This window comes from Pseudomonas sp. TH41 (assembly GCF_016650695.1).
In the GTDB taxonomy this organism is placed as follows: Bacteria; Pseudomonadota; Gammaproteobacteria; order Pseudomonadales; family Pseudomonadaceae; genus Aquipseudomonas.
The window spans coordinates 1,028,425-1,053,188 of the sequence record NZ_JAEKFH010000005.1; the positions used below are offsets into that span (position 1 = coordinate 1,028,425).

20 protein-coding genes are annotated in these 24,764 nt (G+C 59.5%); 5 read left to right on the plus strand and 15 right to left on the minus strand.

Annotated features, from left to right (window positions below):
• Nucleotides 1–10 precede the first annotated feature (10 nt).
• The 11 genes from JFU37_RS23160 to JFU37_RS23210 all read right to left on the minus strand — a co-directional run bounded on the left by JFU37_RS23160 (nt 11) and on the right by JFU37_RS23210 (nt 14,852).
• Nucleotides 11–1,618, minus strand: coding sequence for a 5-guanidino-2-oxopentanoate decarboxylase (locus JFU37_RS23160; RefSeq protein WP_201119230.1), 1,608 nt, complete (start codon nt 1,616–1,618; stop codon nt 11–13).
• A gap of 10 nt (nt 1,619–1,628) precedes the next feature.
• Complete coding sequence (locus tag JFU37_RS23165; protein ID WP_201119233.1) at nt 1,629–3,728, minus strand: acetate--CoA ligase family protein; 2,100 nt, start codon at nt 3,726–3,728, stop codon at nt 1,629–1,631.
• Nucleotides 3,729–3,746: 18 nt separating this feature from the next.
• Entirely contained in the window at nt 3,747–4,907 is a 1,161-nt protein-coding gene (locus tag JFU37_RS23170) for an acyl-CoA dehydrogenase family protein (protein WP_201119246.1), read from the minus strand.
• 51 nt (nt 4,908–4,958) lie between these two features.
• On the minus strand, nt 4,959–5,750 hold the full coding sequence (locus JFU37_RS23175) for an enoyl-CoA hydratase/isomerase family protein (protein WP_201119248.1): 792 nt from the start codon (nt 5,748–5,750) through the stop codon (nt 4,959–4,961).
• A gap of 833 nt (nt 5,751–6,583) precedes the next feature.
• Nucleotides 6,584–7,996: an amino acid permease gene (locus JFU37_RS23180; protein ID WP_201119250.1), complete on the minus strand. Its 1,413-nt coding sequence runs from the start codon at nt 7,994–7,996 to the stop codon at nt 6,584–6,586.
• A 194-nt stretch (nt 7,997–8,190) separates the two neighbouring features.
• Nucleotides 8,191–10,452, minus strand: coding sequence for an ATP-binding protein (locus JFU37_RS23185; RefSeq protein WP_201119259.1), 2,262 nt, complete (start codon nt 10,450–10,452; stop codon nt 8,191–8,193).
• Nucleotides 10,449–11,222: a substrate-binding periplasmic protein gene (locus tag JFU37_RS23190; RefSeq protein ID WP_201119261.1), complete on the minus strand. Its 774-nt coding sequence runs from the start codon at nt 11,220–11,222 to the stop codon at nt 10,449–10,451. Before JFU37_RS23190 ends, JFU37_RS23185 begins: the two co-directional genes overlap by 4 nt.
• A gap of 5 nt (nt 11,223–11,227) precedes the next feature.
• Nucleotides 11,228–11,944, minus strand: coding sequence for a response regulator (locus tag JFU37_RS23195; protein WP_201119263.1), 717 nt, complete (start codon nt 11,942–11,944; stop codon nt 11,228–11,230).
• Between the two features lie 92 nt (nt 11,945–12,036).
• A complete protein-coding gene (locus tag JFU37_RS23200) occupies nt 12,037–12,684 on the minus strand; it encodes a TetR family transcriptional regulator C-terminal domain-containing protein (RefSeq protein WP_201119273.1) in 648 nt (215 codons plus the stop codon).
• Between the two features lie 248 nt (nt 12,685–12,932).
• Nucleotides 12,933–13,727, minus strand: a complete 795-nt coding sequence (locus tag JFU37_RS23205) for a class II aldolase/adducin family protein (protein ID WP_201119275.1) — start codon at nt 13,725–13,727, stop codon at nt 12,933–12,935.
• Between the two features lie 75 nt (nt 13,728–13,802).
• Nucleotides 13,803–14,852, minus strand: coding sequence for an ABC transporter substrate-binding protein (locus tag JFU37_RS23210; RefSeq protein ID WP_201119277.1), 1,050 nt, complete (start codon nt 14,850–14,852; stop codon nt 13,803–13,805).
• Nucleotides 14,853–15,066: 214 nt separating this feature from the next.
• Between JFU37_RS23210 and JFU37_RS23215 the strand changes: the two genes are divergently transcribed.
• Together JFU37_RS23215 and JFU37_RS23220 are read left to right on the plus strand one after the other, a co-directional pair.
• On the plus strand, nt 15,067–17,028 hold the full coding sequence (locus JFU37_RS23215) for an oxidoreductase (protein ID WP_201119280.1): 1,962 nt from the start codon (nt 15,067–15,069) through the stop codon (nt 17,026–17,028).
• A gap of 67 nt (nt 17,029–17,095) precedes the next feature.
• Entirely contained in the window at nt 17,096–17,695 is a 600-nt protein-coding gene (locus JFU37_RS23220; RefSeq protein ID WP_201119509.1) for a cupin domain-containing protein, read from the plus strand.
• A gap of 60 nt (nt 17,696–17,755) precedes the next feature.
• On the opposite strand, the gene JFU37_RS23225 is transcribed toward JFU37_RS23220, so the two are convergent.
• The 3 genes from JFU37_RS23225 to JFU37_RS23235 all read right to left on the minus strand — a co-directional run bounded on the left by JFU37_RS23225 (nt 17,756) and on the right by JFU37_RS23235 (nt 20,245).
• Nucleotides 17,756–18,088: a hypothetical protein gene (locus JFU37_RS23225; protein WP_201119282.1), complete on the minus strand. Its 333-nt coding sequence runs from the start codon at nt 18,086–18,088 to the stop codon at nt 17,756–17,758.
• A gap of 389 nt (nt 18,089–18,477) precedes the next feature.
• Nucleotides 18,478–18,828 (minus strand): cupin domain-containing protein, encoded by a 351-nt coding sequence (locus JFU37_RS23230; RefSeq protein WP_201119284.1) that lies wholly within the window; start codon nt 18,826–18,828, stop codon nt 18,478–18,480.
• A gap of 10 nt (nt 18,829–18,838) precedes the next feature.
• Nucleotides 18,839–20,245, minus strand: coding sequence for an NAD(P)/FAD-dependent oxidoreductase (locus JFU37_RS23235; RefSeq protein WP_201119286.1), 1,407 nt, complete (start codon nt 20,243–20,245; stop codon nt 18,839–18,841).
• Between the two features lie 258 nt (nt 20,246–20,503).
• Here JFU37_RS23235 and JFU37_RS23240 point away from each other — a divergent pair, with 258 nt between their 5' ends.
• From JFU37_RS23240 to JFU37_RS23250, 3 genes are all read left to right on the plus strand, one after another.
• On the plus strand, nt 20,504–20,851 hold the full coding sequence (locus JFU37_RS23240) for a RidA family protein (RefSeq protein ID WP_201119288.1): 348 nt from the start codon (nt 20,504–20,506) through the stop codon (nt 20,849–20,851).
• A gap of 80 nt (nt 20,852–20,931) precedes the next feature.
• The gene (locus tag JFU37_RS23245) at nt 20,932–21,873 is read left to right on the plus strand and encodes an NAD(P)-dependent oxidoreductase (RefSeq protein ID WP_201119291.1); all 942 of its coding nucleotides are present in this window, start codon (nt 20,932–20,934) and stop codon (nt 21,871–21,873) included.
• Nucleotides 21,874–21,961: 88 nt separating this feature from the next.
• On the plus strand, nt 21,962–23,263 hold the full coding sequence (locus JFU37_RS23250; RefSeq protein ID WP_201119293.1) for an MFS transporter: 1,302 nt from the start codon (nt 21,962–21,964) through the stop codon (nt 23,261–23,263).
• A gap of 56 nt (nt 23,264–23,319) precedes the next feature.
• Here JFU37_RS23250 and JFU37_RS23255 read toward each other — a convergent pair whose 3' ends face one another.
• Complete coding sequence (locus JFU37_RS23255) at nt 23,320–24,345, minus strand: GlxA family transcriptional regulator (RefSeq protein WP_342214970.1); 1,026 nt, start codon at nt 24,343–24,345, stop codon at nt 23,320–23,322.
• Nucleotides 24,346–24,764 lie beyond the last annotated feature (419 nt).

The following is a 24,764-nucleotide window of genomic DNA, read 5'->3' on the forward strand; positions in this document are numbered from 1 at the left end:
AAAATGAAAGTCAGTGCGCGCACGCGTGCTTGAGTTCGATCAGGGTCACGCCGTTGCGTTTGAAGCCGTGGCGCAAATCGGTTTGCAGTTCCGCCAGACTCTGCGGCTGGCTCACGGTGCAACCGAACGCTCGGCCAAGCGCGGCGAAGTCCGGGTTGCGCGGCAACACGCCAATCGGCTCGATGTCCAGCCCGAGCATGTCGTCGCGAATCTGCCCCAACGCATCGTTGTTCCAGAGCAACACCACCAGCGGGCTGTCCAGCTCTTCAACGGCCGTCGCCAGTTCTTGCGCGGTGTAGAGAAAACCGCCGTCGCCCACCAACACCAACCCTGGCCGTTGCGGCGCGCCAAACTTGGCGCCGATGCCGGCGGGCAAGCCATACCCCAAGGTGCCGTAGCCGGTCGGGTGCAACCAACTGCGCGGTGCCAGGCTGTTGAAGGCGTAGTTGCCGGTGTAGGCCAGTTGGGTCATGTCGGTGCTGACGAACGCGTTGTCCGGCAGCTCGGCTTCGATGCGTTGAAGAATCGCTTGATGGATCGACTGCAACGGACCGTGGCCGGCCTTCACCGCTTCACGCAATGTGGCGACGGCAGCGATGGCCGCACTGGCATCGCGTGGCGTGGGCGACAAACGCTCCAGCAGCGCAGCGAGGGTTTGCTGCGCATCGCCGTGCAACGCCACCGCGCACGGGTAAAAGTCATTGAACTTGCGCGGATCAATGTCGACGCGCAGCAACTCGGCATTCAGCGGCAGGCGCTCACGCCAGAAATCGGTGTCGGCCATTTCGGTACCGACTGCCAGCACCACGTCGGCCTCGGCGATCAGGTTCCAGCCCGGCTCCACGCACAACGTCGAGCCGGCATTGAGCGGTGCATCCGGCGCCAACAAGCCTTTCCCGGCGACGCTGGTGAACAGCGGCGCGGCCAGGCGGGTGCTGAGTTCGTGCAATGCGTGCTGCGCATTCAATGCGCCACCGCCGGCAATAATCATCGGCCGCTTGGCGCTTTGCAGCTTGGCCACGGCCTCCTCAAGTGCCGGGCTCGATGCCGGACCGCGCCCCGGACGACGCACCACGTCGTTGCTCCAGTCGCGGGTGACTTGCGCTGCCAGCACATCCAGCGGCACTGAAATATGCACCGGGCGCGGACGCTCACTGTCGAACACCGCGTAAGCGCGGGCGATCAGTTCGGGCAGATCCTCGGCGCTCAATGCGACCGCCGAGAATGCGGTGATCGGTGCGGTCATCGCGCGCTGATCCTGGGTTTCGTGCAGGCAGCCCCAACCCTTGCCGAGACTGGCGGTGTGGTTGACGCTGGAAATCACCAGCATCGGAATCGAGTCGGCATAGGCCTGGCCGATGCCGGTCGCGGCGTTGGTCACGCCAGGCCCGGTGATGATGAAGCACACGCCGGGTTTGCCACTGACGCGCGCATAGCCGTCGGCCATGAAACTGGCGCCTTGCTCGTGGCGCGTCAGGACATGGCGAATGCCGCTGCCGGGCAGGCCGCGATACAACTCCAGCGTGTGCACGCCGGGAATTCCGAACACGGTGTCGACGCCGTAGTTGGCCAGTAGACGCACCAGGGCCTGGCCGCCGGTCAATGTCGTGGTTTGCATGTTCACATCCTCACTCGTGGCCGAGACGAATCAACGCGTCGACCGCAGTCGTGCCGTGGGCACCGACCAACAATGGGTTCACATCGAGTTCCAGCAGTTGCCCGGCGTTCTCGCAGGCGTAATCGGCCACCGCACGAATCGCCGCCACCAGGGCGTCAAGGTCCGCCGCTTCGCGACCGCGAAAGCCTTGCAACAACGTCGCACTGCGCAAGCTCAGCAACGCGGCGCGAATGGCGCCATCGGTGGTGGGCAGCAACAGGCTGCGGCTGTCCTTGAGCAGCTCCACCAGAATCCCGCCGGCACCGATGACCAACGCCAGGCCGAAGTCATTTTCACGCTTGATACCGACGATCAATTCAGCCAGCGGTGGCGTGGCCATGGGCTCCAGCAATACCTGATCGAACGGCACCTGCGGCGCGTAATCGGCAATGCTCGCGCGCATTTTTTCCAGTGCAGCGCTCAGGGCGGCGGCGTCCTTGAGATTCAGCGCCACGGCGCCGGCTTCGGTTTTGTGCGGCAGTTGCGTGCTGACCGCTTTCAGCACCAGCGGGTAACCCAGCGTGTTGGCGTCACTTAATGCGTTGTCTGGAGTACTCAACACGCCATTGGGTGTCGGCAGGCCAAAGGCACGCAGTGCCAGTTTGGATTCCCACTCGTTGAGCACGCGACCTTCACCTTCCAGTGCCTGCGGACACAACGGCACCAGCGCCGACTCGCCCAGCGCCAGCAGCGCCTGACGATTGCGCTGATAGCCAGCGATTCGGCCCCAGGCGGCCAGTCCATCCTCAACCCCTTGCAGCGCCGCCACGCCTTGCGCGTGCAAACGTTCACGAGCATGAGCCGGCAGCAGTTCAGGGAAGGCCGAGGTGACAAATCCGGTCTTGCCGTGCCGCACCAGCGCAGCGCAGAACAATTCCAGCAGCAGGTCGCATTCCTTGCGTTCGCCGGTGAACTCTGACGGGTAATCGAGCACCAGCATCGCCGCATCGGCTTCGGTGCGCAGCGCGCTGTCGAGCATGCGGTTCAAGGCGTCGCCGTCGCCCCAGATCGCCGTGGTGAAATCCAGCGGATTGACCAGGTTGGCGTAGCTCGGCAGTACTTGGGCGAGCTCGCTGCGCTGACCTTCATCGAGTTTCGGCAAGCCCAGGTCGTTGCATTCGGCATAGTCGGCAATCAATCCGGCATCACCGCCGGAACAGGCCAGCGCGATCAGGCTGTTGCCCGCCGGCAGCTTGCCGCACGCCGCCGCCTTGAGGGTTTCGACAAAGCTCACCGGACCACTGACGCGGATTACCCCAAGGCGCGCAAACAGACTGTCGTACAACGCATCGGAACCGGACAGCGAACTGGTGTGACTGATCGCCAGTTCGGCGCCGATCTGCGACACGCCGGTTTTCAAGGCGATGATCGGAATGCCCTTCTCCAGCGCCTTGTGCGCGGCGCGGGCAAAACCCGGCACGTTTTTCAGGCCTTCGAGGTGCAAGCCGATGGCGGTGACGCGAGGCTCGTCGAGCAGCACGTCCATCAATTCGGCGATGCCCAGTTGCGCCTGATTGCCGACCGATGCCATGTAGGCCACCGGCAGCGAGCGGTCGCTCATGGACACGTTGTAGGCGAAGTTGCCGCTCTGGGTCAGGACGGCGACGCCCTTCTCCACCGACTTGCCGCCGTGAGCCACCGGCCACAGCGCCGAGCTGTGCAGATAGTCCAGAACGCCGTAGCAATTGGGGCCGAGCAACGCCATGTGGCCGGCCGCCTTGAGTAACTGTTGCTGCAAGGCCTGACCTTCGTCGCCCGTCTCGGCAAATCCCGAGGCGTAGCAGATCGCCCCGCCCGCGTCCTTTGCCGCCAGTTCGGCGACGCAGGTCAGGGTCAGTTCACGGTTGGTCGCGATAAACACCGCGTCCGGGCCGCACGGCAGCTCGGCGACGCTGCGCACGCACGGCACGCCTTCGAGGCTTTCGTGCTGCGGGTTGACCAGCCACATCTGCCCAAGGTATCCGCCCTCGGCGCAACGCTTGAGTGCCCGGGCCATGCTGCGGCCACCGACAAACGCCAAGTGGCGCGGCGCGAGCAGGCGTTTGAGGTTGTCACGAATCGTCTGCGACATGCGTATTCTCCAGGCTGATCAGCGCAGCAACGGCCGCAGCAATTCGCGGGAAATGATGTGGCGCTGGATCTCCGAGGTGCCTTCCCAGACGCGCTCGATCCGAGCGTTACGCCAGATGCGTTCCACCGGGCATTCGTCCATCAGGCCCATGCCGCCAAAGATCTGCACCGCTTCATCGGCCACTTTGCCGAGCACTTCACTGGCGAACAGTTTGGCCATGCCGGCCTCGCCATCGGTCATGCTGCCCTGGTCCATTTTCCAGGCGGTGTGCAAGGTCAGCAGTTCGGCCGCGCGGATCTGCGTGACCATGTCCGCGAGCTTGAACGAGATGCCTTGATAGGTGCCGATTGGCTGGCCGAACTGCTTGCGATCCGCCGCCCATTGCAGCGATACGTCGAGCGCACGTTGCGCCTGACCGACGCAGTTGGCCGCCACCATGACGCGTCCGGCGGTGAGCCAGGCGTTGGCCACTTCCCAGCCCTTGCCGACTTCACCCAGCACTTTTGATGCCGGGACACGGCAGTCGTCGAAGAACATTTCGTAGGTGTGATAACCGCGATTGCTCACACACTTCGGACCACGGCGGATGGTCATGCCCGGCGTGTCGCGATCCACCAGGAACGAGGTCACGGCGTTGCGCTTGCGGCCGTTGTGCTCGTAGGTGTCGGTGACCGCGAAGACAATGGCGAAATCGGCGTGCCCGGCATGGCTGATGAAGTGTTTGCTGCCATTCAGAACAAAGTCGTCACCCTCGCGCACGGCGCGGGTCTTGATCGCGTTGGCATCGGAACCGGCGCCCGGTTCGGTGAGCGCAAAGCAATCGATCTTCTCGCCCTGGATGCACGGCAGCAGGTAGTCGTTGATCTGATCCCCGGTGCAGGCCATGAGGATTTTCGACGGCCGTGCGACGAACACATGCAGCGCCCATGACACCTTGGACAGCTCACGTTCGATCAGCGCCTGGGACAGGTAATCCAGACCACCACCGCCCACTTCTTCAGGCATGTTGAAGGCATAGAAACCCGCCGCAATCGCCTTGCCGCGAATCTGCGCGGCCAGCTCCGGGGAGACTTCGTCAGCGCGATCGACCGCTTCCTCATGGGGCAGCAGTTCCTTGGCGACAAAGCTGCGTACCGCGTCCACCAACATTTCTTGTTCTTGGGTCAGTTGGAAATTCATGGTGCTACCTGTTGTTCGTTCACGGGTTAGAGGTGCGTGGCAACTGCGGGCTTATTGGCCGACAAACCGTGCCGGGCGTTTTTCGATGGAGGCGCGCAAGGCTTCGGCGCCGTCTTCGCTGCGACCACAGAGCAGACCCGCGGCCAGTTCGGCTTGCAGTTGTTCCGGCAGGCTGCGCTCGGCGCCTTCGCGCATGAGTTTCTTGGTCTGGGCGAAGGCGAACGTCGGGCCGTTGGCCAGGCGCGTGGCCAGTTCAGTGGTCACCTCGAGCAGTTGCTCATCGGCGCAAACTTCGCCGACAAGGCCGGCGGCCAAGGCCCGGTCCGCGCCCCACAACTCATCGAGAAACAGCAAGCGCTTGGCCTGTTCGGTGCCGATCAGCTGTGGCAAATGCCAACTGGCACCGGCGTCCGGCGAGTACGCCATGCTGGTGTAGCCGGCCTTGAACCGTGCCGATTGACCCGCGATGCGCAGGTCGCAGCACAGCGTCAGGTCCATCCCGGCGCCAACCGCGGTGCCGTTGATTGCAGCGATGGTGGGTTTTTCCAGGCTGTACAAGCGGCTCATCAAGGCGTGGGCGGTTTCGGTCCAACCGTAGGTTTCCAGAGCGCCACGGGCTTCGGCTTCGGCCCACTCGGCCAAGTCTGCGCCAGAGCAGAAACTGCGACCGCTGCCGGTCAGCACCACGACCCGAACGGCGGGATCGGCGTTGAAGTCGTCAAGCAAGGCGTGGAGGTTTTTCAGGGTCGGGATGTCCAGCGCATTGCGCTGAGCGGTGCGATTGAGGGTGATCCAGGCAATACCGGCTTCGACCTGACTGAGCAGAGAAGATTGAGTAGTCATGCGAATCCTCGAATTATTGTGTTTGGCGTGAGGTGATGCGACTTGAGGCCATACTAAACGAGTGTTCAGTAAGGCGGCAATCGGTGATCTCTAAGGCTGTAACAGCTTAAAATCGAAGCTATGTTGTTGGTTTTAAACGGTTTATTTCTTTTACGGGGGAATATAGGGGAAAGGCTGTTACAACTTTGAACAACTGGGTACAGGATGGTTTTTTTGGGGGGTTGGGGGGCATATCCATTTCATTGGTAGCGGCCGCTGGCGGTTTCGCTTTTACAGCGAGTCACTTTCGAAAAGCCGGAATGCCAGCCCAGACGAAAGTAACCAAAGCGCTTCTGCCCCTTTCGTTCGGTGCCTCGCCTAGGCTCGGCATGCCATAACGAAGGCATTGCTCGGGGAAAGGGGCGGCAGATCTGAAGCCGAAGTAAAGCAACGGCAACGGCAAGATCGGCTCCTTGTATGTGGACCGAGGTAGGAGCGAGCTTGCTCGCGAAGGACGTTAACGATAACGCGTTCTTCCTGAATAAACGCGTCGTTCTCAAGTCCATCGCGAGCAAGCTCGCTCCTACAGTGGATATTGGATCGGCGTGGAGCTTTTGCTTTTCACCACTCATCAGGCCGAGCGTTAGCTCGCCTTCAGCTTTTGATCTTGAGGCACCGCCCCCTCGAGGGCATGCCGAGCCACAGCGAGGCACCGAACGAAAGGGACAGAAGCGCTTTGGTTACTTTCGTCTGGGCCGGCATTCCGGCTTTTCGAAAGTGACTCGCTGTAAAAGCGAAACCAATAGCGGCCGCACCCAAAAAAAAGGATATCCCCCCTATCAAATCGCTTACACCTAAACCCCAGACAAACCAGGTGCCAAATCCGCCTGACGCTTACGGTGAATCAGAAAATAAGCCCCATAACACACCGCAATAAACCCAAACCCCCAATACAGAGAAGGACGCTGAGTCTCATCCAGCGCAAGAAACACAAACAATGAGCAGCACAACGCAATGCACGTCAGCGGCAACAGCGGAAACCACGGCGCCCGGTATTTCAAGTCGCTGAGCTTGCCGCCATCACGCAGGTAAGCCTTACGGAATTTGTACTGCGCCAACGCGATAACAATCCAGGTCACCGTGCCCGACATCCCGCTCACCGCCATCAACACCATGAACAGCGTGTCCGCCGCGACAAAACTGGTCATCAGCGACACCAGCGCAAAACACAAGGTAATGCTCAGAGCCCGCAATGGAACGCCACGCTTGCTTAATGGTGACAGGCTTTTCGGCGCCATGCCGGTCTTCGACATGGCCCACAGAATACGCGTCGAGGCGTACAGCCCGGAGTTACCCACCGACAGAATCGCCGTGAGAATCACGAAGTTCATCAGGTCGGCGGCGTAGGGAATGCCGACCATGTCGAACACCTGCACGAACGGACTTTCCATCAGCCCGGCCTGCTGCCACGGCACGATCGCCGACAACACGACGATCGCCAGCACATAGAAAATCAACACACGAAACACCACATTGCGAACCGCGCGCGGAATGCTTTTTTCCGGCTGATCGGTTTCGCCAGCTGCCACCCCCATGATCTCGCAACCCTGGAAGGCGTAGACCACGGTCATCATCACCGCGAACACCGCCGACAGTCCGTTGGGAAACAACGAGTCGCCGATCAGGTTGCTCATCATCGGCGCCGGCGCACCGCTGTTCAGCGGGATAGCACCGAAAATCACCAAAACACCGACCACGATGAAACCGAGAATCGCCGCGACCTTGATCCCGGAGAACCAGTATTCCGCCTCACCGAAGGCCCGGGTCGCCAACGCATTCAGGCCGAACAACACCACCACGAACAGCGCGGACCAATACCAGATGGGAATCGTAGGGAACCATCTCACCATCAACATGCCCGCCGCCGTGAATTCCAGACCCACGGTGGTCGCCCAGCTCATCCAGTACACCCAACCGATCATGAAGCCGGTGGCCGGTCCGATGAATTTGGTGGCATGGGTTTGAAACGAACCGGATACCGGCATCTGCACGGACAATTCGCCGAGACATACCATCACCAGATACATCAGGAAACCGGCGACCAGGTAGGCCAGAATCGCCCCCACCGGCCCGCCTTGGTTGATCGTCACGCCGGAGCCCATAAACAGCCCGGTGCCGATCACGCCGCCCAGCGACAACATGAAAATGTGCCGGCTTTTCAGGGCGCGGGTCAGTTGGATGCCTTTTTGTTCGGTAGTGTCGTTCATGTCCGCACCTCAGTAGTCAGCGAGGTGCGCGGCATGGCGCAGGGAAGGATGAGCTTTACGGCCGTTCATTATTATTATCTCCAATAAGCTTCGAAGACCGCGCTTGTGGCGGTTGCGTCGATTATTGGAAGACCATGTAAGGTCCCGTTGACCGTAAAGATCGAAGTTGTAAAAAGTCGTAACGAACTTGTACGTCAGGTGTGCAACAGGTCCGCCAGCGTCTGTTGCGAACGCAGCAGTTGTTCATGAAGCTGCGGTGCCAGTCCCCCCAACGCCGACTCATCGTTGACCATCGCGGCCTCTTCCAATGCCCTTAGTACGTTGGCCAATGCGCGAAAACCCAATGAGTCGCTGCTGCCCGCCAAACGGTGCGCCAGGTGCGCAACCTCGGTGCAATCGCCGGCCTCGATCGCTTCGGTGATTGCTTCGCGATGCTGCAGGATCGAGTCGCGCAACACCGCCAGCAATCCTTGAAGTTTCTGTTCACCGAGCAAAGTGCGGTGGGTGTGTAACAGTGGCCAGTCCATCGTCTCGTCATCGTGCGGCGGAGCGGGCATCGCGGATTGTCCGGCCAGCGCCTGTCGCAGAGTCTCGAGCTTCAGGGGCTTGGCGAGAATACCGTCCATTCCGGCGTCCAGATAACCGCGCACCAGTGCTGGCTGCACGCTCGCGGTCAGGGCGAAAATCCGGCTGTGACGGTTCGGACCTGCGGTGCCGCGAATCAGTTTGCACACGTCGACGCCGCTAATGCCCGGCAGATGCACATCCAGCAGGATCAGATCGAAGGTCTGCACCGAGCATTGCGTCATCGCCTGTTCGCCATCTTCAGCGAGCCAGACCTGATGCCCGTCCCGTTGCAGCAAGCCACTGACCACGTCACGGTTCAGCGCCACGTCCTCGACCACCAGAATATTCAGTGCCTGGCCGGGTTCGCTGCTCGGCGCCACACCCGCCACACCGGTCGCCGGTTGCAACGTCAGATCGAACCAGAAACAACTGCCCCGCCCGACTTCACTTTCTACACCGATCTGCCCGCCCAACTGCTCTACCAGATGCTTGCTGATGGCCAGCCCGAGCCCGGTTCCGCCAAACCGTTGCGCCACCTCTTCGCTGGCCTGGGTGAAGCGTTCGAAAATCTTTTGCTGCATCTGTGGGGCAATCCCGATGCCATTGTCCTTCACACGCCAGCGCAACCGCTGCCCGGTTTGCCCGGGGGCTTGAGCCAGCACAACCACCTCAACGCTGACATGGCCGCCCTCCGTGAACTTGATCGCGTTGGCCAGCAGGTTACTCAGCACCTGACGCAAGAATTGTTCGGCGCCGTGGTGCAGGCCGGCGACCTGTGGATCGATACGACAGTGCAACAGCGTATCGTTGCCGAGCGCTCGCGGCTCAAGCAGCGTCAGCACTTCGTCGATCAATTGGTGAACGGAAAAGTCGACCGGTTCAGGGTGGCTGACACCTTCCTCCAGTCGCGCGAAATACAGCACTTCATTGAGAATCGACAGCAACCCTTCGCCCGCCTTGTACAACGCCTCCAGACGTTTGCCCTCGCGCTCATCCAGTCGGGCATCGCGCAGCAGTTCAGCCATGCCGAGAATGCCGTTGAGCGGCGTGCGCAACTCATGGCTCATGGTCGCCAGGAACCGCGACTTGGCGAGGTTGGCCGCTTCGGCTTCGTCCTTGGCGCGCATCAGGCTGGCGGTGCGGCGCTCGACCATTCGCAGCAGTTCATCGCGATTGTCTTGCAGCGCCAGTCGATCGCTTTCCCGACGGTCAATGTCATTGAGGATCGCCCGGCGCATATCGTCCAGGGCATGCGCCACGGTGTCGATTTCGTCCTCGTTGCCGCTGCGGCTTTTGTCCAGGTGCAAGGGCTCGTGCCAGTCACCGGCGGCGATGCGCCGGGCGAACTCGGCCATGACTTGCAGGTGACGCGTCACCAAGCGGTAAAACAGCCCCGACAACGCCACCGCCAGCCCACACAGAAACACACTCATCCACAGTAGGCTGGTCAAACCGGTGGCGTATAAACGCTGATGCACGGCGCCGAGGTCGGTGCTCACTTCTAGCTGCCCCAGATGCCTCACGGGACCTGATGGCGGCTGATAGTCCAATTCAAAACGGTCGATGCGCAACGGCCCCACCGGGTCCGGATTACCTTGCAGCACATCGAAATCGGGGCTGGTCAGTTGAACCCGCGCAACGTCGGAGAAATCCACCAGCCCCCGTAATTGCACATTCAATTGTTCCTGGTTCAAGTCCCACAGGCTGCGTTCGAGACTGGCCAGGTAACCGGCGCGAATCAGCTCCATCCGCGAGTCGATGTCGCGCATCTCGCGGCGGTATTCGAAATACAACTGCACGGTGCTCGCCAACACGGTGAAGCACAGGCTGAACAGCAGAATGAACAGCAGTAGACGCCGCAACAATCCACCGGGCCGAGCGCGAATCATTGCGTATCCGCCGGCAGGTTGATCATGTCGCGGTAGGTGACTTCACTTTCGTTGAGCAAACGGTCGACCTCCCCGCTATCGACCATGCGCTTCAACTGCGCGTCGATGTCCGGCATGCGGCTCGCCAACGGCGATTTACGCGAGACGGCAACCCGCAGGTAGTCAACGCTCAAGGAAGTCGGCAACGCGACGATGTCTTGCGCCCCCGGCAGGTTCTCGACGTAAAGCTCCCCGGTGCGTCGCTCCGAGGTGATGAAGTCGATGCGCCCGCGAATCAGTTTGCCGAAGTTCTGGCGGCTGTCAGAGACCCATTCGATGTTCTGGTGCTGCGCGACGAAGCGGTCGAAGTCCACGCCATAACTTTCACCGAACAACAGCCCTCCACGGTAATTGGCCAGGTCCTCCAGGCGTTCGAATGTCACCGGACGCTGACGGTTGACGAACAACGCGACCTCCTCACGCAACACCGGCACCGTCGAAAACACCATGCTCTGTTCCCGTTGCGCGGTACTGTAGGCAAGCACGACATCGACCCGGCCTTCGGCGGCATCCAGCAGGCAACGTTTCCAGTTGCCGAGCACGATGATCTCGACCTCGTAGCCCAATCGCCCAAAGAGGCTTTTCACCACACTCGGTGCCAGACCGCGCACTTGCTTGCCGTCGCTCCAGGAGATCGGCGGGTACACCGGATAGTCGCAGTAGCGAATTTTTTCCGCCGCCATCGCGCTGTTCGCGACCAACGCCAACAACAGCCCGAACACACGCCGCATAGATTTCAGGCCGCCACACTGGCGGTGAACAGATACCCGGCGCCGTGGATGGTGATGATCAACTGTGGCTCGGCGGGGTCGTCGTGCAACTTGCGCCGCAAGCGCCCGACCAGCACGTCGATGGAGCGATCGTTGGGCACCCATTCGCGATTGCGGATCTGATCCATCAACTGATCGCGGCTTAAGGTGTGGCCGCTGTTGCGCAAGAACACACTGAGCAACTGGTACTCGCCGTGGGTCAGCAGGGTTTCGCTGCCGGTGGTGTCGATCAGGCGGCGGCGGTCGGTGTCCAGCGCCCAGTCCGCAAACTGTTTGACAGGCCGGGAGACAGCCGCCACCGGTTGCGGTAACTGCGCGTGACGAACCCGGCGTATCAGGTTTTTCGCCCGGGACACCAGCTCACGTGGATTGAGGGGTTTGATCACGTAGTCATCGGCGCCGCACTCAAGGCCGACGATACGATCGATTTCATCGTTACGCCCGGTGATCAGAATGATCCCGACTTCCGAACGGACCCGCAGCTCACGGGTCAGCGTCAGGCCGTCCTTGCCGGGCAAACGGATATCGAGCATCACCAGATCGACTGTCTGGCTCGCCAGAAAGGTTTCGGCCAGCTCCGCCGTGGCGGCGCAATGCACCTCATACCCTTCCTGGGACAAGTAGGCGTGCAGCAGTTCGCGAATCAGCGGATCGTCATCGACGATCAGTACCCGAGGAGTCATCGCTTGGTGTCCCGCGTATGCCCGAAGGCGTGTTTCTTATTAGAGTGATTGACCGCATTGGCGCAAGAGAGTATCGACAGCTGAACGATCGATCAACAGCCCGTCGTCTGGATGCAAAACCGTTGGCGACCGCCCGCCTGCAATCCGTCGACCCAGGCTTCGCAAATCTGAATGCCTTGTTCCGGGGTGAAGGTTCCGGGGTTGAGCCCCGACTCCAGCCACAAACCGTCGAGCAATGCGCTAAGGCTGATGGCGGCCAGATCGGCGTCGAAGTTTTCCCAGCCCTCCTCCTGCGCCAACTCGGTCAGCACCTTGCGCAAGATGCCGCGATACTCGCCGTAGGAGTGCTCGTGCGCGAGATTGATCGACTCCGCCGTCCTCACCGCGCCCCAGAATGCCAGCCAGGCATCGATCAATTGCGGGTCGAGCAATTCGGCGGAAAACGACCCTCGGAAGAATGCCGACAAGCGCTCGCGGGCGTTGGGCGCGGCCTGCGCCATGGCATCGCGCAGCAAGCTCATGACCCGACCGGTAATCGACCTATAGGCCTCGGCCACCAGTTCATCCTTGCCGGAATAGTGATGGCTGATCAGCCCGACCGACACCCCGGCCTCGGCGGAAATCTTGCGGATGGACGCGCCCTGGAAGCCGTGGCGCTTGAGGCACACCAGCGTCGCCTCGATCAGGTTGGCCTTGCGCAGCTCCGGCTCCATGCGGGAAAAACGGGCTTCCTGACTCATGGGCGACACTCTCCGTGGATCAATCGTTAAGGGCGCGGCAGTGAAGTCCGCGAGTTGAACGACTGTACAGCAAGAGTGTGGCAAGTCTCCAGTCAGTCGCACGTCTGAGGGACCGTGTTGCCTGCCTTCGCGAGCAAGCCCGCTCCCACAGGGATCTCCAGCGTATGCAGCATGTGTGTACGACACACATCAACTGTGGGAGCTGGCTTGCCTGCGAAGGAGCCAGCCCACTCACAGAAAGATTCAGGTCAGTCGCGATAACCCGGCGCAACACGGTCAAGCAATCTCAACAAAGCCGCCCACGCCAACTGCAGACCATCCGGGTCACTCAACTGCCCCTCCTCCAACGGACGGCCAGGATCGTTGAACTGGCGCTCGGTGTGTTCACACACCTCGACGGGCGGCAAAACCAGCTCACCGGCAGCTTGCGCGGCCAACTGGATTTCGCAGGCTTTTTCCAGGTAATACATGCGCAAAAACGCCTGGCTCACCGATTCACCGACGGTCAGCAAACCGTGGTTGCGCAGCATCAGCACCGACTTGTCGCCGAGGTCCTGCACCAGACGCTGCTGTTCGCTCATGTCCAGCGCCACGCCTTCATAGTCGTGGTAGGCGACCCGACCGTAGAACTCCATGGAAATCTGGTTCACCGGCAACAATCCGCATTTCAACGCTGCGACTGCGCAACCCGATTTGGTGTGCGTATGCAGCACGCATTGCGCGTCGTCACGAGCGCCGTGAATGGCGCTGTGAATCACGAAACCTGCCGGATTGACCGGATACGGCGACGGCTCCACGGTCCGACCATCGAGGTCGATCTTTACCAGATTGGACGCAGTGATTTCTTCGAACATCAGCCCGTACGGATTGATCAGGAAGTGATGCTCAGGCCCCGGCAAACGTACCGAGATGTGGGTAAAGATCAGATCGGTCATGCGAAAGTGCGCGATCAATCGATAACAGGCCGCCAACTCTTCACGCAGGCGCTGTTCGGTTGCGCTGCGCTGAGGCGTCGCGCCAAGGTTCGTGACGATCTCATTCATTGTTTTGGTTCTCCAGGCTGATCGACTGCGCGTCACAGTAAGGCCGGACGCGTTATCGCGTCCAGCCGATGGCAATTACTTGCTGGCCCAGGCGTTGAAACGCTCTTCAAGTTCTTCGCCGTGATCGACCCAGAACGCTACGTCCATCGACAGCGCGCCTTTGAGGTTTTGCGGCGCGGTGGGCACCCATTGGGCGAGTTTGCTGTCCAGTTTGGCGGCGGCTTCGGTATTGGTCGGGCCATAGGGGATTTGCTCGACGTACTTGACCTGAGCGTCCGGCTGGTTGGCAAACGCGATAAAACGCTTGGCCTGATCGACATGTTTAGAGCCTTTGATGATCGCCCAGTAATCCATGCCGTACAGGCTACCCGGCCAGACCAGCCCGAGGTGGCTGCCGCTTTGCGCGGCGGCGGCCACACGTCCGCTGTAGGTCGACGTCATCACCACGTCCCCGGCCGTCAGCCACTGCGCCGGTTGCGCGCCGGCTTCCCACCACTGGATATAGGGTTTGAGTTCAGTCAGTTTGGCGAAGGCACGGTCGACCCCCTGCGGCGTGTTCAACACCGAATACACGTCTTCGACCTTCACGCCGTCAGCCAGCAAGGCGAATTCCAGGTTGTACACCGCACGTTTGCGCAAGCCGCGCTTGCCAGGAATTTTCTTCACGTCCCAAAAATCGGCCCACGAGGTCGGGGCCTGTGCCAGCTTTTGCGTGTCGTAGGCAATCGCCACGCTCCACACCAGCGCCGCCGAGCCGCACGCCTGCGCCGCATCGGGAATCAACTGCTCGGCGCGGCCCAGGGTTTTCCAGTCGAGCTTTTCGTACATGCCTTCGTCGCACCCGCGCATCAGGTCCGGGCCTTCGATCTGCACCACGTCCCAATCGGCGTTGCCGGTGTCGACCATCACTTTGATCCGGGCCATCTCGCCGTTGTATTCACTCTGAATCAGCTTGCTGTGATCCGCGACGCTGAACGGCTGGAAAAATGCCACATCCTGGGCTTTCTGGCCGGCACCGCCGTAACCCACCACCACCATGTCCGGTGCTGCCTGAGCGCTACCCAGGCCCATGGCCAGGGACAGCAACAAGGGATAAAAACCGTGCTTGAGCGTGTTCGATTTCATCAGTGGTTCCTCTTGCAGGTGCCACTCGACGAAACGCCGCGTGACCCTTTTTATTGTTGTGAGGTTCGCCCCAGGTTCGGGCGCAAAACAATCTACTGCGAGCGCCAGTAAAAAAACAAGTTGATTTTTTACTAAGAGTAAATTTCTATAGGTAAATAATAACAACGCCGAAAACCCGGTCTTTCGGTGTCAGCCTGCCTGGAGTACCCGCATCATGCCGACCTCGTCCCCCGCTTTTGCGCACCTGTTCGAACCCTTGCAGCTGCGAGGCAAACGGCTGAAAAACCGTATTATGTCCAGCGGTCACGACACCTCGATGCCCACTGACAACCTGGTCAACGACCAATTGATCGCCTATCACACCGCGCGGGCCGAAGGCGGTGTCGGGCTGATCGTGTTGCAAGTGGCCGGGGTGCATGACAGCGCGCGGTACACCTCCCATGTGCTGATGGCCACCGACGACGCCTGCATCGAGGGTTACCAAAAAATCGCCCAAAGCTGCCACGCGCATGGCACGGTGGTGCTGTCGCAGATTTTCCATCCGGGTCGGGAAATCATGGAGTCCAGCGATGGCCTGCTGGCCGTCGCCTACTCGCCTTCAGCCGTGCCCAACGAGCGGTTTCGGGTGATGCCGCGTGCGCTCGATCAAGCGATGATCGATGAGATCGTCGCCGGTTACGGCGCAGCGGCCCGACGCCTGTATCAGGCCGGGATCGACGGCGTGGAAGTGGTCGCCAGCCATGGTTACCTGCCGGCGCAGTTCATCAACCCACGGGTCAACCGTCGCACCGATGGCTACAACGGCGACCTGGAACAACGCCTGCGTTTCCTGCGCGAAGTGATCGCGGCCGTGCGCGCCAACACCGATGAACACTTCATCATCGGCCTGCGCATTTCCGCCGACGAACGCGATCCCGAAGGGCTGACCGAGGATGAATCCCTGGCTGCCGTGCAATCACTGCAACCGTTTTTGGATTACGTGCACATCGTCGCCGGAACCTCGGCTTCGTTGGGCGGCGCGGTACACATCGTGCCGCCCATGGCGATCGAAGCCGCGTATCTGGCCAAGGAAGCCGGAACGTTCAAGGCTGGCCTGTCGATTCCGCTGTTCGTCACCGGGCGCATCAACCAGCCGCAGGAAGCCGAGTTGATTCTGGCGCGTGGCCAGGCCGATGTGTGCGGCATGACCCGCGCATTGATCTGCGACCCGCAAATGCCCAACAAAACCGACACCGGCCATGTCGAAGATGTGCGCGCCTGCATCGCCTGCAACCAGGCCTGCATCGGTCACTTCCACAAAGGCTTGCCGATTTCCTGCATCCAGCACCCGGAAACCGGCCGCGAACTGATCTTCGGTCAGCGGCAACCGACCACCCAGCGCAAACGCATCATGATCGCCGGCGGCGGCCCCGCCGGGATGAAAGCCGCCGCCGTGGCCGCCCAGCGCGGACACGACGTCACCCTCTACGAAGCCAGCTCGCAACTCGGCGGCCAGGTATTGCTCGCGCAGTTGTTACCAAAGCGTGCCGAGTTCGGCGGCGCCAGCACCAACCTGCAACGCGAAATGGAACTGGCCGGCGTGCGTGTCGTGCGCAACACCCGCGTCGATCGGGCGCTGGTGGAACGCGAGCGGCCAGACATGGTAATCGTCGCCACCGGCGCCGAGCCTTACTGGCCGGCATTCGAGCGCGGCGGTGAATTGCAGGTCGTAGACGCCTGGCAAGTTCTGCGCGATGAGGTACAGATCGGTCGTTCGGTGGTGGTCGTCGACTGGCGCTGCGACTGGATCGGCCCCGGCATCGCCGAACGCCTGGTGCGTGCCGGGCATCAGGTGCAACTGGCCGTCAACGGCACCCATTGCGGGGAAAACCTGCCGCTGTACGTACGCGATCAACTGGCCGGCGAACTGCACAAACTCGGCATCCCAATCACGCCCTACGCCCGCCTGTACGGTTGCGACGACAACACCGTCTACCTGCAACACACCGCCAGCGGCGAACCGATGCTGTTCGAAAACATCGACACGCTGGTGCTCTGCCAGGGCCATCAACCCGTGGACACCCTCGGCGCAGAGTTGCAAGGCCTGGTGGAGTTCCGGCGTATCGGCGACTGCCTCGCACCGCGCACCGCCGAAGAAGCGATTTACGAAGGGCTGAAAGTCGCCTGGGAGCTTTAAGGCTGTTTATACTCCGGGGTTTTACGCAAACCCCGGTTCGGAGCACGCCATGAGCAACAGCAGCACGATGCCGCCTGCCAACAGTGCGCCCACGCAAGACAGCGCCACGGCGGAACCGCATTTTCTCGGCACCCGCATTCGTGGCCTGCGCAAACGCCGGGGCATGACCCTGGCGGAATTGGCGCAAATGAGCGAGCTGACGGCGGGCTACATCAGTCAGCTTGAACGGAATCTGGCTTATCCCTCCATCCCTGCCCTGTTCAACATCGCCCGCAGTCTGGGCGTGACCATTCAATGGTTCTTTGCCAGCGAGGCCCAAACGACGCCCGAAGACGATGGCATCGTCGTCCGCAAAAACAGCCGGATGAGCGTGCACTACGAAGATGGCATCGTTGATCACCTGCTGACGCCACAGCCAAATCGTCAACTGGAGATGCTGCACTCGCGGTTTCCGCCAGGGACGTATAGCCAGCAGAGTTACAGCCATGAGGGTGAAGAGGCGGGGTATTTACTGTCGGGGAGTTTTGAGTTGTGGGTCGGGGATCGGCATTTTCAGCTGAGTGAAGGGGATAGTTTCAGCTTTTCGAGCCAGGAACCGCATCGGTATGGGAATCCTGGGGAGGTGGACGCGGTGGTGATTTGGGTGATTACGCCGCCTACGTTTTAAACGTGTGCCCGCGAAAAAAAGTCCGCAGCGCAAAATCGCTGAGGATCTGAGAAGCCCTGCTCACTGATTTTTCTGCTGAGTTGAATCGTCAGATGCCAACGTTAGTGGCTGTTCCGGTGTTAGCTCCACATCGCTCTCAATTTCTGCCTGAGGTTGAGGAGTGACCGGGGCAAAAAGCGCCACGAAACGGCGGACAACCCATTCAATCAGTGAAAGGACTCCAAAGGTGACGAAGCCAAAAATCAGCCCGACGCCCACAATGCTCAAAGGATGAATTTGCACTGCGTCGGGGCTTTCCAACATGTATTGAAAAGCCTGAACAGCCACCGTCAGGCAGGCCGCAACGGCTGCCAGCACCTTCACAGATAACCAAAGCCGTCGCCATCTGGTCATGCATCCTCCCGTCATCCGGTGATTTGCTCTGTATGCATGATAGCTAATGAGCTGGTTGTGCCGTAATTCTTGAGTGCCCGGCTGCTCACAGGCATTCGTCATAAGGCTAGGGAAGGATCAAAAAAAATCCCAGTTTTGGCCCTAATGCCGTTCAATTGTAGGAGCGAGCTTGCTCGCGATGGACTCAAGAGCGCCGCGTTCAGCCAATAAACACGCGTTATCGTTAACGACCATCGCGAGCAAGCTCGCTCCTACAGTGGGGCAGGCGTTGGGCCGGGTTTAACAAGGTGGTCAGCCTGAGCGAGAAGCCCTGCAGGTTTACACTTGCAGGGCTTTTCTCGTTATCGGACGAGGACTCCATGAGCACGATGACGCTGCTCGGTATGGAATCAATCCCCCAGGATCAGATAGGTTTTACGTACCGTTTCAGTGATTTCCCAAACGCCATGGGTATTCGGTGCAAAGTAGATCGCGTCACCTGCCTGGAAGGCTATGGGATCGCCGTTGTCCGGGATGAATACGCCCTTGCCTTCAACAAAGTAACTGTACTCGGCCTGCATGATCTGCCGCCTCAAACTGCCCGGTGTGCACTCCCAGATTCCGGTTGATACATTCTGCGAGGCGACGTCCTGGTCCAGCGCCGTGCGCGTCATGGGAATCGTTTCACCGACAGGTTTGCCGGCAGGGATCGGAGCGCAAAACTGGGCGTCGTTCTGGAGTCGGATCAAAATAGGTGTCATGTAAATTTCCTCAAGATTTATCTTCAAGACCCGCCGGCGCAAAACCGGCCATCAACACATCCAGCCTGTTGGCTTTGTTGCCGCTGATTTCAGCCCGCTCTTTGCGGATGACTGCGTTGCGAACCATGGAGCCGCCAATAAAACGCACAGGCTCGGGAGGGAATGCCTTGCAACGGCGTCCAACCAGCGCGCAGCCGCTCCATTCATCTTTTCTGCCAAGCGCCAGGCTGGCCAGGATGCGGCCACCGATGCGACTGGGCCCTACCCCGTTTCCACTCCAGCCAATCCCGTAGTGGATGTTGTCGCAACCGTTCAGGTGGTTGAACACTGGGAGACTGTCGTAGGTACGATCAATCGGGCCTGACCAGGAATGGGTCACTGCAACGTCATTCAACAGGGGGTAGGTTCGACGCAAATCCGCTTCAGTGAGGCTTATGCCCTCTTTATCTTCGCTGAACAGGGGTCCCATTTTTGACCCATAGGAAAGAGAGCCAGTCCCTTTCCCGAAGGCAATCCGCCCATCTGGCGTGGTGCGGTAGTAGTCCACCATCAGCTGTGAATCGGTAATCGCTTCAGCGCCACTCCATCCCATATTGACCAGGCGATCGTTGATGGGCTGAGTCACCACAATGGAGCTGCCCACCGGGACAAACAGCTTCGCCAATTCAGGTATGGCCGATGACCAGGCATTGGTTGCCAGCACGACACGCTTCGCATCGACCCGGCCATGTGCCGTGTGAATCCCGACGTCGTCGCCCGGGTCAATGGCGGTAATCCCGCTGTTTTCGAATATTTCAACGCCAGCGTCCATCGCCACCTTGCGCATGCCACGCACCAGCGCCGCAGGCTGAACGGTGGCGTTACTGCGCTCCAGCACGCCGGCCAAATGAACATCCGAGCCAGTGCGTTTTGCCACTTCGCGGCGAGATAACCGCTCAAATGGCTTGGCGCCCAACTGCTCACAGGCTTCAAGCGTCGCGTTCCAGGAATCAATGTGCGCCGGGCATGTCGCGGTCCATAGCCAGCCTTTCTGTTTGAACGATGCGTCCAGCTGATGACGCTCACAAAACTCGCCCAATTCCGAGATCGCACGTTCGGCGCTGCGTGCCAAAAAGGTCGCTTGTTCAGTGGAACAAAACGAAGTGAGCGACTTGATTTTGGGCCACCAGGACATCACGAAACCGCCATTGCGCCCGGACGCCCCACCCCCGCAGACGTCTTTTTCCAAAACGATGACACGGCAGTGCGGCTCATACTCTTTGATGGTCAGCGCCGTCCATAACCCGACAAATCCGCCGCCGACAATCACGACATCAGCCGAATGCACGCCGTGAAGTGAATCAGACGGCTGGAGCGCAGGTTCAACGGACTGCAACCAAAAGCTTCTTTTCAACGGTGGGGTGACAGGGAATTTCATTGGCACGTCTCGTTTCAGGTGATCGTCTGATGGATCTTGCGCATCGCCATTTCGGTCGTAGAAAGCTATCCCGGACAATCTAAAAAAACAACGATATTTTTACTGGCGGTAAATTTTCAGATTATTTTAAAGACCTGCCGATTTCTCCTGTTTATCGTCATTTTCTTCCTAGCCCACTGATCGCAGCAGCCCACACACTTTGCGGCAAGACCCGCCGCAGTGGCCTGTGGCTATTAAATCAACAAGAAGGAGGTCGGTATGAACATCGAACGATTGGGCGTAAATGCCCGCTACAGCCAGTGCGTCATCTGTGATGGAAAGATCGAAACATCCGGAATCGTCGCTCGTGACCCAAGCCTTGGCATTGGCGCCCAAACCCATGACGTCCTGCAGCAACTGGAGGGCATTCTTGCCATGGCGAAAGTCGACAAGTCCCGCCTGACCAAAGTGCAAATCTGGCTCGCCAACACCAACGACTTCTGCGCCATGAACGAGGTCTACGACGCCTGGGTTGACCGTGACAATCCGCCGGTCCGTGCCTGCGTCGGGTCTGCACTGGCAGATAGCCGCTACCTTCTGGAAATCCAGGCCACGGCCATCGGCTGAACCGCACGCTTGCGGCGCCTTTTTCCACACCCCCCGCGCCTCCCCCGAAAAAACACAATTGATGCCTTTAGGAGCTGTCGATGATGCATGACGTTGTATTCCTGGACCGTGACGGTTTTGCAGAAAGCGTGGAGATAAAGGAATTGCCGTTCGCGCACCGTTGGACGAGTCATGGCTACACGCCGCCAGAGGCAATGGTTCCTCGATTGGCTAACGCCACCATCGCCATTTCCAGCGGCGTGCCTTTGTCGGTGCACCAACTGGAGCAACTGCCGTCACTGCGGATGATTTCGCTGGCGATGACCGGCACCGACGTGGTGGATCTCGACTATTGCCACCAGCGCGGTATCCATGTCAGCAGCGTTCCGGGTTACGGCACGCATGCGGTTGCCGAGCACGCGTTGGCGATGATCTTCGCCCTGATGCGCAACGTGGGCCGCTACCACCAGTTGCTGATGAGTGTTCGCGAACAAGGCAAAAGCATGAGCAACGCCTATTTCGATTACCCCATCCGCGATCTGCGCGGCAAGGTACTGGGCATCATTGGCCATGGTCCCATTGCACAACGCCTGGCGGAACTGGCCACGCGCCTGGACATGATCGTTTACTTTCATGATCGCGACGGTCGCTACGTCGGTGAACGCTATCTGCCGCTGGAACAATTGCTCACAAGCAGTGATGTGGTGTCGATCAACTGCCCACTGACGCCACAGACCCGACACCTGATCGGTCGTGAACAGTTGGAATGGATGAAGAACGATGCCGTGCTGATCAATACCGCACGGGGAGCCGTGATCAATGAACCCGATCTGATAGGCGCCTTGCAGCAGGGTCAGATTGCGGGTGCGGCACTCGATGTCGTCACCCATGAGCCGATTAGCGTCGATGACCCACTGCTGCACCTGGCAGCCACACACAACCTGATTCTCAATCCGCATGTCGCCTGGAGCAGTGCCGAGGCCATGCAGGGACTGATGGATGCCGCGCTGGAAAATGTCACAGCGTTCGTCACCGGTCATTGAACCCGATTACGACGTCCTGACCGTCGTTTGCTTCACCCTTGTAAGCCCATAACCCAATAAATAGAAAAACAACAGGCAGGTTATTGTCATGCAAAACGTCGAGATAACGAGTACCCGCTCTTTTGATGAATCGCCTATTCGCCCATTGCATATCAAGGCCGCCGTGGGTGGCGTCGGAGGCCAGTTCTGTGACGGCTACGTGCTGGGCATCATCGGTATTGCCATCAGCCTGGCAACCATTCCATTGGGCCTGGATGCTCTGTGGCTTGGCTTACTCGGAGGCGCCGCACTGATTGGTCTGTTCCTCGGTAGTTTACTGACCGGGCCGCTGGCAGACCGATTCGGCAGGAAGCATATCTATCGCTGGAACATGGCGCTGTTCTGCGTCGTTTCCATCGCCCAGTTCTTCGCCCAGGATGCATCACAACTTTTAGTGCTCAGGCTCCTGTTGGGTTTTGCATTAGGCTCCGATTTTGTTGTCGGCGTATCGCTGGTAGCGGAGTTGGTGCCACAGCGTTTCAGGGGACCGTTACTTGCGTTGATGGCCGTTGCCTGGACGCTCGGTTTCACGATCTCCTATGTCATCGGCTATATGCTGCAAACAATGGGTGATGATGCCTGGCGGTGGATATTGTTCAGTAGCGCAGTGCCTTCCCTGTTGGTCTTTCTTGTAAGACAAGGCACCCCCGAGTCACCGCTGTGGCTAATGAAGAAGGGGCGCCAACGCGAAGCTCGCGAGGTGGTCGAGCGTCTTGGCGGTGGCGATCTGCCCAGGATCGAGCAAAATGTGGTGAAAGCCTCCTGGAGCCAACTGTTCAGTCGTAAATGGCGTCGCAACACTTTGGTCGGCGCAGTGTTCTATACCTGCCAGGTCATTCCTTACTTCGCCATGAGTACGTTCATTCCGCGCATTTTCACAGCGTTGAAGGTGGAAGACAGTTACACCGGCGGCCTGGTCTACAACATCTTTCTGCTGGCAGGCTCAGTGATCGGGCTGATGTTGATCAACCGGCTGACACGTCGGGCGTTTCTGATCGGCACGTTCAGTATCAACGCGATTGCACTGTTTATACTGGCAACCTGGAGCGGCATGCCTGCGGTCTATGTGGTGGGTGTGTTCGCGATCTTCGCTTTTGTAATGGCGGCGTCCGGGGTGCTGGAATTCGCCTATACCTCAGAACTGTTTCCCACAGAGTTACGCGCATCCGGGGTAGGCCTGTCGGTGGCCGCCAGCCGCATTGGTGCGGCCTCCTGCACCTTTCTCCTGCCAGTGGTAATGGAGCGCTTCGGCACTTCAATGGCCATCGGTGCCTGCGTGGCGGCCCTGGTTATCGGTGCACTGGTCTGTCAGCGATGGGCCCCCGAAACCAATCCTCGCTACGTTAGCTGACCCCTGCTAACACGGCTTGCTACTACAGCGGGAGTAGCAAGCCATTTGCCTTCGAGCTAAACCAATCGTTCAGTCTGATGCCGCAACTTGCGGAACAGATGCGGTGTTTCGCCATAGGCCTTGCGGAACTGCTGAATGAAATGTGAGGCGTCCGAAAAACCGGTGGCGTAAGCAATCTGGGTGACATGCAGACTGGTGTCGCTAAGCAACTTGCGTGCATGCTGCAACCGTAACTTGCGCCAGTATTGCGCAGGCGGTTGATGGGTATTGAGCATAAACCCGCGATGCAGCTGACGCTCACTACAACCCAGGCTGGCGGCAAGTTGCTTAAGCGTGCAGTGGCTGTCGAAACTCATCTTCATATAGTCGATGGCACGTTGCACCAATGGATCCTGATAGACATGGGGTACGGTTATTTCGCCGTTGCGCTGAATTTCCTCATCGTCAACCAGCAAGTACTCCAGCCCCTTCTGAGCCCGGCGTTTTCCACAATGGCGGCTGATGATCTCCGCGGCCAGTTCAAAAGCGGTTCCGCCCGGACACGTAAATATCCCTTCGTCCTCGATATAACTCTTGTCGACGACGATATGGGTGTCAGGAAACATCGCTGCAAATTCGTTGCGCACCGTGAAGTGCACCGCGCAGCGTCGACCTTTGAGCAGGCCTGCAATGCCAAGGGTGAAGTAGGAAGCACAGAGCGCGATAATCGGAACGTTTCGCGCATGCATGTGGTGAATGTAGGCGAGCAACTCCGGCCCTGGATTCAGCACACCCGAAAGCAGGCCGCCCGCCAGCACCACATAGTCGTAGTGGGCGTCCAGGTCGAGGCGTCTGGTCGGAGCGATCGGCAGTCCGCAACTCGCCGTCACTGGCTCACCGCTTACGCTTAACCAATCCCATTGACAGAGAATTTGTCGACTGTCGAAAGAGCGGTCTGCGGCAAAGCGCAGCGAGTCGACAAAACCAGCCACCGGGGTCAGGGTGAACTGATCGATAAGCACGAAGGCCACGCGCAGATCAGGTTTGGGGGTCGCCTGTTCCGGAGCGTCATCCGACAATTCAAAACGGCTCTGAGTCTTCACGCTATTTACTCCAGAAGCACCCGGATGCCAGCCTGATCAATTGAAGGCTTGGTCGAAATTCGTGTGATGGCGGTAGCAAGGGAAGCCTCACTACGGGTTGCGCTGGTTTCGAACAGAACCATTGGTCCTGTCCGCAGCAACGCGATGCTACCGCTTGCTAACAGGCCGGTGCAACTGATGATCGGGCAGGCTCCGTGTCTAGTCCTGAAACAGGTTTACACCTGTTTCAGGACTAGACAAATGTCAGTGCATCCGAGAGTCGAACAGCACTTCACGTTTAACGAAAAGGCGAACTCTGGATTCGTCTGACATCCCGCTCCTGATTTTTCGGCTCGTCTAGCGGGATGGGGTTTTGCCCTTAAGCTCAGCAACGCTTGGGCAAAAAAGCCTTGGCTACCGAAAACCATCTGCATTCAAAA

Coding starts and splice junctions, on each gene's coding strand:
- JFU37_RS23180 (WP_201119250.1), bottom strand. CDS start 7,996: ATGAACGACACTACCGAACAAAAAGGCATCCAACTGACCCGCGCCCTG.
- JFU37_RS23235 (WP_201119286.1), bottom strand. CDS start 20,245: ATGAAATTCCCTGTCACCCCACCGTTGAAAAGAAGCTTTTGGTTGCAG.
- JFU37_RS23165 (WP_201119233.1), bottom strand. CDS start 3,728: ATGTCGCAGACGATTCGTGACAACCTCAAACGCCTGCTCGCGCCGCGC.
- JFU37_RS23250 (WP_201119293.1), top strand. CDS start 21,962: ATGCAAAACGTCGAGATAACGAGTACCCGCTCTTTTGATGAATCGCCT.
- JFU37_RS23200 (WP_201119273.1), bottom strand. CDS start 12,684: ATGAGTCAGGAAGCCCGTTTTTCCCGCATGGAGCCGGAGCTGCGCAAG.
- JFU37_RS23220 (WP_201119509.1), top strand. CDS start 17,096: ATGCCGCCTGCCAACAGTGCGCCCACGCAAGACAGCGCCACGGCGGAA.
- JFU37_RS23230 (WP_201119284.1), bottom strand. CDS start 18,828: ATGACACCTATTTTGATCCGACTCCAGAACGACGCCCAGTTTTGCGCT.
- JFU37_RS23185 (WP_201119259.1), bottom strand. CDS start 10,452: ATGATTCGCGCTCGGCCCGGTGGATTGTTGCGGCGTCTACTGCTGTTC.
- JFU37_RS23190 (WP_201119261.1), bottom strand. CDS start 11,222: ATGCGGCGTGTGTTCGGGCTGTTGTTGGCGTTGGTCGCGAACAGCGCG.
- JFU37_RS23160 (WP_201119230.1), bottom strand. CDS start 1,618: ATGCAAACCACGACATTGACCGGCGGCCAGGCCCTGGTGCGTCTACTG.
- JFU37_RS23240 (WP_201119288.1), top strand. CDS start 20,504: ATGAACATCGAACGATTGGGCGTAAATGCCCGCTACAGCCAGTGCGTC.
- JFU37_RS23215 (WP_201119280.1), top strand. CDS start 15,067: ATGCCGACCTCGTCCCCCGCTTTTGCGCACCTGTTCGAACCCTTGCAG.
- JFU37_RS23170 (WP_201119246.1), bottom strand. CDS start 4,907: ATGAATTTCCAACTGACCCAAGAACAAGAAATGTTGGTGGACGCGGTA.
- JFU37_RS23210 (WP_201119277.1), bottom strand. CDS start 14,852: ATGAAATCGAACACGCTCAAGCACGGTTTTTATCCCTTGTTGCTGTCC.
- JFU37_RS23195 (WP_201119263.1), bottom strand. CDS start 11,944: ATGACTCCTCGGGTACTGATCGTCGATGACGATCCGCTGATTCGCGAA.
- JFU37_RS23245 (WP_201119291.1), top strand. CDS start 20,932: ATGATGCATGACGTTGTATTCCTGGACCGTGACGGTTTTGCAGAAAGC.
- JFU37_RS23205 (WP_201119275.1), bottom strand. CDS start 13,727: ATGAATGAGATCGTCACGAACCTTGGCGCGACGCCTCAGCGCAGCGCA.
- JFU37_RS23225 (WP_201119282.1), bottom strand. CDS start 18,088: ATGACCAGATGGCGACGGCTTTGGTTATCTGTGAAGGTGCTGGCAGCC.
- JFU37_RS23175 (WP_201119248.1), bottom strand. CDS start 5,750: ATGACTACTCAATCTTCTCTGCTCAGTCAGGTCGAAGCCGGTATTGCC.